Origin of the sequence: Paraburkholderia sp. (assembly GCF_035948235.1) — a bacterium.
In the GTDB taxonomy this organism is placed as follows: domain Bacteria; phylum Pseudomonadota; class Gammaproteobacteria; order Burkholderiales; family Burkholderiaceae; genus Paraburkholderia.
This window is the reverse complement of the sequence record NZ_DASZJJ010000009.1, coordinates 23,745-35,417: the sequence shown is the minus strand read 5'-3', so window position 1 is coordinate 35,417 and position 11,673 is coordinate 23,745. Positions and strand designations below refer to the sequence as shown.

Genomic DNA, 11,673 nt, shown 5'->3' with positions numbered 1-11,673 from the left:
GCGAACTACGACGCCAAGGCCGCGCAACTGTTCGGCGAAGTGGGCTATGCCGTGCCGTTCGAGCGCTTCGCGCTGGAGCCGTTCGCGGGCCTCGCCTACGTGAACCTGCATACCGATGGCTTCACGGAAAGCGGTGGAGCGAGCGCATTGCACGCGCAGGGTGACACCGAGAACATCGGCTATTCGACCCTGGGTCTGCGTATCGCGACGCGGCTGGGCGAGCTGCCGCTCGCGAGCATCAGCGCGCACGCGATGGCGGGCTGGCGGCATGCGTTTGGCAGTACCCAGCCGGCTTCGACACTGGCGTTCGTCGATGGCGGGTCGTCATTCTCGGTGGCGGGCGTGCCGATCGCGCGCGATACGGCGGTGGTCGAGCTGGGCGTCGACGCGAACCTGGCGAAGAACTTCTCGCTCGGCGTTGCGTATAGCGGTCAGTATGGCGGCGGCTCGCACGACAATGCGATCGGCGGCCGGCTTGCCTGGCGGTTCTAACTAAATTCAAATCACGAAAAGGCCGTCAGGGAGGCAACGGGAGCGCGTGGCAGGCTTGAGTGATCAGCTTGCCACGCGCTCGACGGGATGCTGCTCGAGCCACGCCGATTCTGCATCGTCGTACAGGCGCGAGCGCGTGAGAAAGCGCAGGCCGCTCGGACGTTCGAGCGAGAACATGCCGCCATTGCCCGGCACCGCGTCGATAATGAGTTGGGTGTGCTGCCAGTATTCGAATTGCGATTCGCTCATGTAGAACGGCACGCCGCCGATTTCGCCGAGCTTCACATCGGCGCCGCCCACCATGAATTCGCTGGTGGGAAAGCACATGGGCGCACTGCCGTCACAACATCCGCCCGATTGATGGAACAGCACTGCGCCATGTTCGGCTACGAGCTTGTCGATCAGCGCGAGCGCCGCTGGAGTCGCAACAACGCGCAGCACTTCGTCGGCCATGATCCGCACTCCTTGAATTTTTCCCTGATTTGCCTGTTTGAAAACGAATGCGCCTCGCCAGGCGGCGAGGCGCGTGCCTGATCGGCTTGTCGTGTAGTCGTCAGAAGAAACCGAGTGGCTTGTCGCTATAGCTCACCAGCATGTTCTTGGTTTGCTGGTAATGATCGAGCATCATCTTGTGCGTCTCGCGTCCGATGCCCGACTGCTTGTAGCCGCCGAACGCCGCGTGCGCCGGGTAGGCGTGATAGCAGTTGGTCCACACGCGCCCGGCCTGGATCGCGCGGCCGAAGCGATAGGCCCGCGTGCCGTCGCGCGTCCAGATGCCTGCACCCAGACCGTAGAGCGTATCGTTGGCGATCTGCAACGCCTCTTCTTCGTCCTTGAACGTGGTCACCGAAACGACCGGGCCGAAGATTTCCTCCTGGAATACGCGCATCTTGTTGTGGCCACGGAAAACGGTTGGTTGTACGTAATAACCGTTTTTCAGTTCGCCATCGAGCGCATTGCGTGCGCCGCCCGTGAGGCACTGCGCGCCTTCCTGCTTGCCCAGATCGAGATACGAAAGAATCTTCTCCAGTTGCTCCTGCGAAGCCTGTGCGCCGATCATCGTCTTCGTATCGAGCGGATGGCCCTGCGTGATGGCCTGGACGCGCTTGAGCGCGCGTTCCATGAAGCGGTCGTAGATTTTTTCGTCGACGAGCGCACGCGACGGGCAGGTGCAGACCTCGCCCTGATTGAGTGCGAACATCGTGAAGCCTTCCAGCGCCTTGTCGACGAAGCTGTCGTCGTGATCCATCACGTCGGCGAAGAAGATATTCGGGCTCTTGCCGCCCAGCTCCAGCGTGACGGGAATGAGATTCTGGCTCGCGTACTGCATGATGAGGCGGCCGGTCGTCGTTTCGCCGGTGAAGGCGATCTTGGCGATGCGCTTGTTCGAGGCGAGCGGCTTGCCCGCTTCCAGCCCGAAGCCGTTCACGACATTCACCACGCCGGCTGGCAACAGGTCCTGGATCAGCTCCATCAGCACGAGGATGGAGGCGGGCGTCTGTTCCGCGGGTTTGAGCACCACGCAATTGCCGGCGGCCAGCGCGGGCGCGAGCTTCCAGGTGGCCATCAGGATCGGGAAATTCCACGGAATGATCTGGCCGACGACGCCCAGCGGCTCGTGAAAATGGTAGGCCACGGTGTCGTTGTCGATCTGCGAAATCGAGCCTTCCTGCGCGCGGATCGCGCTGGCGAAATAGCGGAAATGATCGATGGCGAGCGGAATGTCGGCGGCGCAACTCTCGCGCAGCGGCTTGCCGTTGTCGATGGTTTCGGCCACCGCGAGGCGCATGAGATTGGCTTCCATGCGATCGGCGATCTTGCTCAGCACATTGGCGCGGTCGGTGGGCGAGGTCTTGCCCCATGCGTCTTTGGCCTTGTGCGCTGCGTCTAGCGCGAGTTCGATATCGGCTTCGCGCGAGCGTGGAATCGACGTGAACGGTTCGCCCGTGATCGGCGAGATATTGTCGAAGTACTCGTTGCCCGCTGGTTTGACCCACTGTCCACCGATGAAATTGTCGTACTGCTTGCGGTACGGATAGTCCGTCGTGAGGTACTGCAACTCTGCGTGGTTCATGGGCGTGCTCCTCGCAAATCGTCTCGGGTTGTCGCTTATCGTCGATAAGGACGGGGTTGGACGCGGGCGGAAAGACAGGCAGGGAATACAGATGAAGCTGGGTTTTGTGACTGATGCGACTGATCGTGAAGTATTGATTGCGATGTATCGCAAGGAATACTACGCCGGTCGGTGCCTGAAGTCCGAAGTTTTGATTTTGCGCTGCACAAGCGGCACAGCGCAGGCGTGGTCGCTGCCTGGCCGTCTACAAGGAGCTTGCGTCCGTTTCGGCGTACGGTACGTATTTCGACCCGTGCGCGCCTGGAATGAGCGTTGCGCGCGCGTCCCCACGTCGATCCCCTGGAGACTGACATGAAGACGGCACCCTTACGTTTCGTAACCGCTCTGACCCTTGGATTATGTGCAGCGGCGGCAGCCTACGCCCAGTCCGATGACATGGCTGCCAGCATGCCGATGGCGTCCGGCGCCGCCATGGCTCCCGCGCACAGCGGCCACGCGACGAAAGCCGACCGCGCGCTGGGCAAGGCAGTACGGCGCGCGCTGGACAAGACTCAGGGCTTCGATGTGTCGGGCGTGTTCGTACGGGCGCGCGGCGGCGCTGTAACCTTGAGCGGCACCGTGCGCAGCGGCGACCAGATTCGCCAGGCCGAGGAAGTGACGCGTACGGTTCAAGGGGTGACTTCGGTCACGAACCGCTTGACGCTGTTCCATGGCGGAAACGGCTGATAGTGCACGCGCGCCCACTGCACATTATCAGGGATGCCAGGGATCAGGCCTTGAGGTTGAGCGCGGGCGCACCCTTGCGGCTGCTCGTCCAGCGCTTGCCCGGCCCGAGCCGGTCGACGTGACGCTGCAGATCCTGGCCCCACGCATGGCCGCTTGCCGCGCCCAGGTCGCGCACGAGTTTGACGACCTTTACGCGCGTGCAGTGGGATAGCAGGCGGTCGAGCACCTTCGGCCGCAGATCGTGCAGTGTGGCGGCGATCGCCGCGGCTTCGTCGAGCGCCTGGCCTTTGCCGCCCCGCTTGCCGATGTCGCTCGCGAGTTCGAGCAGGGCGCGCTCGGGCCGCGACACCAGAATCGACGGATCGAGATTGGGCAGCGGCGCGATAGCGTGGTCGGGCGGCAAGGTGTCATCAAACAGATTCGTGGTCTGCAAGGTGTGGGGCAGATGCGCGTCGGCCCAATCGGGCATGACATAGGGACGCTGGGCCCAGAGCGCGAAACGCACGAGCGAGTCGATGCTCAGTCGGCCGCCTTGCCAGTCGAGCGCGGTCTTGCCGCCGATATGCAGCCCGCTGACATGACGGCCTAGATACGCAAGGACGCCCGCGCGTGTGGGCGCGTCGCCCGCGAGCAGATATGCGCCTTTGGAAAGGCGTTGCAGCCAGCCTGCGCTGACGAAGTAGGTTGTTTGCTGGGCACTGATGCCGCAATCGCGCAGCATCTGTGGGTCGAGCGGTTGTCCGCGCGGGGCGCCTTCCATGAGGCGCAAAAGTGTCTTGCTGGCCATAGATTCGAATAAGGGATTTCAGGCGCGCCGGCTGGCCAGGGGCTCGGTCGCGAACATGATTTATTTTAATCGATCCGCGTAAAGTTTGTATTTAAGACGAAAAAATTATGAATTGAGGCGGGCCGCGGGATCGAGCCTCAGGTAAGGTTCAGACCACCATCGGCGAGCAGGATTTCGCCGGTCAGATAGTCTGAGGCCACCAGCATCGCGACGGCCTGGGCGATGTCGTCGGGCGTGGCGGCGCGGCGCATCGGCGAGTGTTCTTTCCAGAGCTGCTGCGCGCCGGTCCAGTCGGCCGTGAGCGGTGTGTCCACGAGTCCGGGCGCCACGGCGTTCACGCGGATCTCCGGCGCAAGCGACAGCGCGAGCAGGCGGGTGACGTGATTGAGCGCGGCCTTGGTCGCCGCATAGGGAATCGACGCGCCCTTAGGCCTTACGCCTGCATGCGAACTTACGTTGACCACGCAACCCGGCCTGCCGCTACTGGCGGCTTCGCGTAGCGCCGCCTGCGCCTCGCTCACGAGTCGAAACGGCGCGACCACGTTGATCTCGTGAAGCTCGCTCCATATCTCCGGCGTGGCGGCGGCCAGATCGTCATGGGCAATCACGCGGCTGATGCCCGCGTTGTTGACCAGCACGTCGAGGCGGCCCCAGAGCGCAATCGCTTCGCGAATGAGTCTGACGCGCTGGGCGTCGTCGGCGAGATCGGCCTGGATGTAGGCCGCGCCTGCCGACTCATGCGCGAGTTCGCGCGCGAGCGCTTCGCCCGTTTCGGTGGAACTGCGTGAGTGCAGCACGACGGCATAGCCGTCGCGCGAAAGACGTCGTGCGATAGCCATGCCGATGCCGGAAGTCGAGCCGGTGACGAGTGCAACGGGGCGAGTGGAGTTCATGGTGGTCAGCGGTGCGTAAGCATGATGTGATCAGCGCGAGGGCGTCGCGAAAGCAACCCGGGCAAAGAGTCATTGTCGATGAAGCGTCCAGCGATGTCGAATGGCTGCGTACGAGACGCTTGCCCGCGCGACTGCGGAGGAAACTGGAGCCGCACGTAAACTACCTGGCATACCGAATCGAATCGATTGCCTCCAGCACCGCCCGCGCGCCGCCCTGAATACCGACGCCCCTGGCTGGATCGATCTGCGGCTCGCGCGGGTTGATGCGAATGACGTGCGGCCCGTGACGTTCGCTGAAGCGTCGCACAGTCGACAAAGTTGTGCCCGCACCCATCTCGATCACGACGAGGCGCCGCACCTTGCCGAGCCACACTTCCATGCGAGCCAGTTGCGCGTCGGTGCGCTCAGGCAGCCAGGCGGTGTCGCCGAACATAAGCACATTGGGGCGGGCCATTTCGCCGCAATCCGGGCAGCGTGGCAACGCGCTCACGAGCCGGCATGCCACGGCGTCGATCTGCGGATCGAAAGTGTCGGCGCTCCAGATGTGCTCGCAGCAAGGCGTCGAGCACTGCAGATGATGGATCGAGCCGTGGCATTCGGCAACGCATGCGGCGTCGAATCCCGAGCGCTGGAACTGGCCATCCACATTGCTGGTGAAAACGAATGGGCCATGTTCAAGCTCGCCCGCCCAGCGCTGCAGGATCGCAAAGCCGCGATGCGGCTGGGTTTCGCGGTAGAGCTTCATGCGATGGCCGTAGAAGCCCCAGGCAAGTTCGGGATGCGCGCGAAACGCGGCCGGATTCGCAATCCGTTCGAATTCGATCCGTGCCGCTTCGAGCGCCGGATAGGCGCGCCAGAGGCCCTCGTTGCCGCGAAAATCGGGCAGGCTCGAATCGACGCCCATGCCTGCGCCGGCGGTCACGAGCAGGCCGTCTGCGCCGTCGATCCATTGCGCGGCCTGCTGTAGTGCGTTTCGGTGTTGTGCGTTCATACCTGCGTTCATACGTGTCCCGTTGGGCATCGATCCAATGCGATCCGATCAGTATGAACGCCCATCAGGACATCGCGTGTCCTGATACCTCTCACGCGCCCGAAGCCATGAAATCGAGCACCGCCTTGAACCAGCCCGACGTCGTATCGATCACGAGCAGGCTGCCGGTGGACGGGTCGATCTGGCTGCTGGAGATCCACAATATGCAGCCGTCCGCGCCCGCGGCCCGTAGCGCTTTCAGGCGATACATCATCTGGTCGTAGGTGAGGAATTCGCTCACGCCGCTGCTATCGGTCCAGACGGGCGTGATGTAGGGCAGCACGCGTTTGCTCGTGCCGTTGAGGGTGTCGAAGGCGTGCGACTGATCGACGGCATAGACCGCCGCGTTGTTCCAGGTCGCGTCGCCGGTGGCGGTGCCGTCGTAGCTGTAGTTGTAGAGCGAGGGACTGTAGTAATCGACGAGCGCCGCCACCGAGGCATATTGCGGATTGAGCGCGTCGTAGGTTGCGGTGGTGGTCGAGCTGTAGCCGAAGGTGTTCTGCGGCACTTCCGCGTAGAGGCCTACGCTTGCGCCGGGATTGTCGGCCTTGAATTGCGTGAGCGCCTCGGTCAGGTTCTGCACGATGCTCTGGCCGTTGCCCGTTGCGGCGGTGGGGTAGAAGCGCTTCGTGTCCCACACTTCCAGGTCGAGCGAGACCGGTGTGCTGCCGGTGCTGTCGGCGCTGGCGGCGGCCGTGGCGATTTTGGTCGAATCGACCACGTACTCGTCGGTGCAACTGGTGAGCGGGCAGGTGACCAGATTGCTGGAGTAGATCAGATTGAGCGGCGAGATGCCGAGTCCTTTAAACCACGTATCCGAAATCGTGTTGACGCCGCTGGCGTCCTGATACTGCTTCAGCTTGAGGAATTCGTAGACTGCGAACGGCTTCGCGCACGTCACGCTTGCGCTGCCCTGCTGGCCGCTGCTGGTCGAGGCCGTGATCGTCGCGCTGCCGACTGCCGCGCAGGTGACGGTGCCGCTTGCGACCGTCGCCACGCTCGTGTCGCTGCTGCTCCAGGTGAGGGCGGAGTCCGTGGCGTCGTCAGGTTGCACGCTGGCCGTCAGGGTGGACGATTGCGCGAGCGTGAGCGAAAGCGTGCTCGGCGTAACGGTCACGCCGGTCACGGCGACGGCATCCGTCGAACCGGACGTGAGGGTGGCCGCGTTCGAGCCGCCACCGCAGCCTGACAACGCCACCACCAGAAGAGGCAAAACAAGCAAACCGAGTCGTGTTTTAAATCCCGTCAAAACTTTCCTGCTCCTTTCAATAATTCCATTTCTGTTTCTCTTTACGCATTTTCGATGGGTGTTTTAATCGATTTATCCGCGCGCTAACGTTTGCGCGAATAAAAACACGCGGTAATTCCGTTTAACTCGAATTAACCGGAAATATTTACGCATGTGCCGATAGGCACGGCATCGAAGCTGAATCTCGCGTACATCCGTTTTATCGGACGAATCGTGGAAAAATTAAGGGGAGAAACGAAAAGAGCCGGCTGATGGTAGCCGGCTCCTGCAGGGGAAAGGCGTACGTTCAGGCCATGTTCAGGCGGCAACGATCCCGCGCAACCTGTTGAGCAGCTTCAGACCGCGACGCGCAACGGCCGAATAGAGCTCGGCGCCCTTGAGCGCAGCGTCGAAATGGCGCTCGTAGGGCTGCACCTTGATGGGGAAGTACGGCGAAAGCTTCTTTACCACCACGTCCAGCGGAATCTGTGTGTTGCTCTGGACTACGGCAAACATGCCGTCGCTGTCCTCGGCGAAGTGCTGCGCGGCGCTCCATTCTTCCATCTTGTCGGCGAACCACACGCTTTCGCTCGCGTGCAGCGCGCGCTGGCCGGGCTGCGGTGCGACGTGGTACTGGTCGAGCAGGCCTTCGCGCTCGGCGTTAAGCCAGTACAACGTGTATTCGGTCCAGTCCACCGCGTAATTCGCCAGCAGCACGCGGCGCCAGTCGGTGCCGTGCACGGCTTCCAGACGGCGCTGCAGGTTCACACAAAGCGTGCGCGAGAGGATCGTGGGCGTCCACCAGACGCCGTCGCGGTCTAGACCCGGATCGACGTCGAGCAGCTTCGCCGAGGCCTCCCAGTAATACGGTTCGACATTGCGAGGCTGCAGATGCGTGAGCGCGCGGCCATCCAGGATCAGCGTGTCCGCCGTGAAGTGGTGCGTGGCGAAGCAGTCCGGATCGAACACGAGAAAATATTCGGTTTCGATCCATTCCGGCGCATTCAGCTTGATGATCTGCTGGCGGTGCCAGTTGCGGATCTGATGGCGCTGCGAAAACTCCGCGAAAATGCCCATATACAGCGATTCGTCGATCACTTCGATCGGGAAATCGGACCATGCCTTCGCGTAGCCTTTGACCTCGTCGACTTCCTCGTGCGGCACGACCAGGATGAAGCGGTGAAAGGTCTCGGGCGTCGTGAAGTGGCGCAGCGACGAAAACAGGATGTCGCAGCGGCCGATGTTGTCGGCGTAATGCCGTCCCCGGGTCTTGATCGGCAGGATCGCGCTGATTTGGGCCATGGTGTTCCGGTCTGTCGCCGGTAATCAGAAGAAGCGGTAGATAAAATCGGGAATATAGCCGCGGCGATGCGTGAGCGCGAGGCCAACCAGGCGGCCGCCCGCATCCTGCACCTGCGTTTTCAGGCCCAGTGCCACGGGCTTGCGCGTGGATTCGGCGCGCACGGCGAGAATGGTCGCGTCGGCCAGCGCCGCGTTTTCGATGCCGGTAAACGACTGGCTCGCGGGAGGCGCGTGCAGCACGATGTAGTCGTGCGCTTCGCGCAGCGCGTCGAAGAGCTGGCGGGTCTGCTGCCACGACGACGGGAACATGCCGTTGCGCGTGCGCGCAACCACGATGTTGTGCCCGTCGACGGGTTCATAGATCAGGCCGTCCGTGCTCAAGGCGGCCGAGTCGGTCTGCGTGGACGCGCTCGCGGCGCGCTCGCGCGCGGCAGCGTGGCCCGGCCAGGGCAGCAGGCCTTGCGCGTCGGGCTGGCCGTAAAGCGGCGCGTCCGGCGCAGACGCCATGTCGAGCACCAGCACGGGGCGGGCCGAGCGCGGTTCCAGTTCGACGGCCAGCCCCCGGATCACGGCCTGCAAGCCATCGTTCTTGGTGAAGGACAGCGCCATCACCACCTTCGAAGCGGTGTCGGTACTCGCATTGATCGCGGCGATCATGCGCCCATAGGCCAGGTGCGCCGGGCGGCTGGCAACGGGCGCTTCGGTGCCTGCGCGCCCCGGTGCGCCGGGCCGGCGCGGGCCACCGCCCTGCATCAGCGGCGCGGCCAGCACCGGCAGCAGCAGCGAGCGTTCGGCCTGCTCCGGGCTCAGGAAGGTTTCGCGCATGCTGGCCAGCACGAGCACCACGAGCGCGGAAATCACCAGCCCCGCAGCGATCGCCGCCGCGACGATCAGGCTGCCCGGAATGCTGCGCTCCGAAGGCGGGAACGGTGCCTGGATCACGCGCACATTCGTGCTATTGACCTGGCTGACCTGACCTTGCTGGATCTTCGCCTGTTCGACCTGGCGCGAGCGGTCCTTGAAGCTGTCCGCGAGGATGTCGCGATTGGACTGCAACTGACGCATCTGGCTCGAAATGTCGCTAAGGTTTTTCAGGCGTGTGCGCGCATCCTTGATCTGCTCGTCGAGTGCGTGCTGCAGCGCCAGTTCGCCGGCGATGCTCGCATTCAGCGTGGACAGCTTGCCCTGCACCACGTCGTAGTAGTCGTTGTGGCCCAGGCGCGTGGCCGTGGTCATCTCCTGTTTCTGACGCGCGATATTGGCGCGCATATCGTTGACCTGCTGGTCGAGTTGCTGCACGAACGGCGAGTTCGGCAGATAGCGCGCGGCAAAATCGGCGCGGCGCGTCTCGAGCTGCATCAGCGAAAGCTGCATCGTATCCAGCGCGTGCGCCGATTCGGAATCGTCGGTGAAGATCGGAATGGTCGCGCGCACGCCTTTGGTCGACGCCTGCATCGACTTCAGTTCGCCCTTGTCCTGCGCGAGTTTGGTGTCGTTATCCAGCTTGTGCTGCACGAGCTGGCTTTCGAGCAGCACGGCGCGCGAAATCTGGTCGTCCACATCGACGATGCCGTGTTTCTTCTGGAACGTCAGCAGATCTGCGTTGGCCTGGTCGAGCTGCGCTTTCACCGTGTCGCGCTCGCCGGTCAGAAAGTCGACGCGGCCCGAGGTGAAGATGGTCGCGCGGCGGCGGAAATATTTATCGAGCAGGCGCGCAAGGGCGTCGGCGGCGACTTTCGGGTCGGCGTCGGAGTAGTTGAGCTGGATGGTGTTGGCGAGATCGTTCTGTTCGATGTGCAGACGATGTTCGAAATCCGCCAGTTGGGCGTTGATCTGGCGCTCGCTTGCGTTAGGCCCCAATTTCGAAATGATGACGTCGCGATGGAGTTCAGGGCTGCTGAGGATCTGCGCTTCGACACTGTCGAGCTGGCCGGCGGCGGGCTGCAGGCCGGCGGAACCATTGGTGTTGTTGGACTGATCGTAGTAACCCGCGAATAGCACGAGCAGCGTCGCTTGAGCGCGATAGGGCATCGGCACCGCCAGCGCCACAACCACCCCGATTGTGACAATGGCAAGAAATACCGCTGCTGCAATCTTGCGGTAATAAAAAAAGGTGTTGAGATAATCCCGTATCGTCAAATCCACCACTGCTGCTCTGCGGTCAGGCCTGGTCCTAGTTGTAATAACCATAAGGTTGTGGTTCCCGGCCCACAAGTTAGATACCGAAGGCGCATATAATACGTAAGAAAACATGCCTCAGTCGGTATTTCTATAAATTTCGCGGGGCCGCTGTCGTTCCCTGATGACACTTTTCCGGCTTTCACGTTTGCGGCCCCGGAACAGGCAGTCAGCGCCACCCACTACAACACGCACTACACGCTCGATGAAGACAATTCGCCCGGCTTTTGTCCTGGTGCTGATGACGCTGACCGCCTGTTCCCGTACCTGGGTGGCACCGCAATACCAGCGTCCCGCCAACTTCGCCACGTGGGTCGATTCGACCCCTTCCGTCTACCGCATTCAGGCCGGCGACGAGCTTTCGGTTGTGTTGCCGTTCAATGGCGAACTCAACTATCGCGGCCCGGTGGCGCCGGACGGCACGCTGACGATGCCGTTCGCCGGCACGCTGCCGGCGGCGGGGCTATCGGTTGCGCAGCTTGGCGAGAACATCAATAAGGCGCTCGCGGCCAATGGCGTCACGGCCAATGCGCACGCGGCGGTGGCAATTGCGCAGACGTCCTCGCATGTCTATGTGGGCGGCCAGGTCGCCAAGCCCGGCGAAGTCGAACTGCGTCCGGGCATGAGCGTGCTGCAGGCCGTGATTGCCGCGCAAGGGTTGCTCGATACGGCGCGCACTAATGAAGTCGTGTTGATTCGCCGCAGCCCGGACGGTCGCCCGATGCTGCACACGGTCAATCTCGATTCGCTCACGCATCAGGGCGATTCGAACCAGGATGTGGTGTTGCAGTCCTCGGATACGATCTTCGTGCCGAAGTCGTCGATCGCCGAAGTCGATCAGTGGGTCGACCAGTACATCGACAAGGTTCTGCCGTTTAACCGCAGCCTCGATTACTCCATCTCGAACAACCGCATCCTGTATTAAAGGTGCCGCTTCGCGGGCCGTAAACGCAGACAGCCCTT

Annotated in this window: 11 protein-coding genes; 3 read left to right on the top strand and 8 right to left on the bottom strand. The window is 62.6% G+C overall.

Annotated features, from left to right (window positions below):
• A partial coding sequence (locus tag VG320_RS00565) for an autotransporter outer membrane beta-barrel domain-containing protein (RefSeq protein WP_327198242.1) occupies positions 1 to 492 on the top strand: 492 nt, incomplete at its 5' end.
• A gap of 63 nt (positions 493 to 555) precedes the next feature.
• Here the strand turns inward: VG320_RS00565 and VG320_RS00560 are convergent.
• Both VG320_RS00560 and adh read right to left on the bottom strand, forming a co-directional pair.
• Positions 556 to 945 carry a DUF779 domain-containing protein gene (locus VG320_RS00560; protein WP_327198241.1) on the bottom strand — a complete coding sequence of 130 codons (390 nt, stop codon included), beginning with the start codon at positions 943 to 945 and terminating at the stop codon, positions 556 to 558.
• Between the two features lie 100 nt (positions 946 to 1,045).
• Positions 1,046 to 2,566, bottom strand: a complete 1,521-nt coding sequence (gene adh / locus VG320_RS00555) for an aldehyde dehydrogenase (RefSeq protein ID WP_327198240.1) — start codon at positions 2,564 to 2,566, stop codon at positions 1,046 to 1,048.
• A 351-nt stretch (positions 2,567 to 2,917) separates the two neighbouring features.
• On the opposite strand from adh, the gene VG320_RS00550 reads away from it, so the two are divergent.
• Complete coding sequence (locus VG320_RS00550; RefSeq protein ID WP_327198239.1) at positions 2,918 to 3,292, top strand: BON domain-containing protein; 375 nt, start codon at positions 2,918 to 2,920, stop codon at positions 3,290 to 3,292.
• A 43-nt stretch (positions 3,293 to 3,335) separates the two neighbouring features.
• Here the strand turns inward: VG320_RS00550 and VG320_RS00545 are convergent, their stop codons facing one another.
• The 6 genes from VG320_RS00545 to VG320_RS00520 form a co-directional block, all read right to left on the bottom strand.
• Positions 3,336 to 4,079, bottom strand: a complete 744-nt coding sequence (locus tag VG320_RS00545; protein ID WP_327198238.1) for a type IV toxin-antitoxin system AbiEi family antitoxin domain-containing protein — start codon at positions 4,077 to 4,079, stop codon at positions 3,336 to 3,338.
• Positions 4,080 to 4,216: 137 nt separating this feature from the next.
• Entirely contained in the window at positions 4,217 to 4,972 is a 756-nt protein-coding gene (locus VG320_RS00540; RefSeq protein ID WP_327198237.1) for an SDR family oxidoreductase, read from the bottom strand.
• A 160-nt stretch (positions 4,973 to 5,132) separates the two neighbouring features.
• The gene (locus VG320_RS00535) at positions 5,133 to 5,963 is read right to left on the bottom strand and encodes an SIR2 family NAD-dependent protein deacylase (RefSeq protein WP_327198236.1); all 831 of its coding nucleotides are present in this window, start codon (positions 5,961 to 5,963) and stop codon (positions 5,133 to 5,135) included.
• 91 nt (positions 5,964 to 6,054) lie between these two features.
• Positions 6,055 to 7,224 (bottom strand): Ig-like domain-containing protein, encoded by a 1,170-nt coding sequence (locus tag VG320_RS00530; RefSeq protein ID WP_327198235.1) that lies wholly within the window; start codon positions 7,222 to 7,224, stop codon positions 6,055 to 6,057.
• 324 nt (positions 7,225 to 7,548) lie between these two features.
• The gene (locus VG320_RS00525; RefSeq protein ID WP_327198234.1) at positions 7,549 to 8,532 is read right to left on the bottom strand and encodes a DUF6492 family protein; all 984 of its coding nucleotides are present in this window, start codon (positions 8,530 to 8,532) and stop codon (positions 7,549 to 7,551) included.
• A 24-nt stretch (positions 8,533 to 8,556) separates the two neighbouring features.
• A complete protein-coding gene (locus VG320_RS00520; RefSeq protein ID WP_327198233.1) occupies positions 8,557 to 10,671 on the bottom strand; it encodes a hypothetical protein in 2,115 nt (704 codons plus the stop codon).
• A gap of 244 nt (positions 10,672 to 10,915) precedes the next feature.
• Between VG320_RS00520 and VG320_RS00515 the strand changes: the two genes are divergently transcribed.
• Complete coding sequence (locus VG320_RS00515) at positions 10,916 to 11,635, top strand: polysaccharide biosynthesis/export family protein (RefSeq protein ID WP_327198232.1); 720 nt, start codon at positions 10,916 to 10,918, stop codon at positions 11,633 to 11,635.
• Positions 11,636 to 11,673 lie beyond the last annotated feature (38 nt).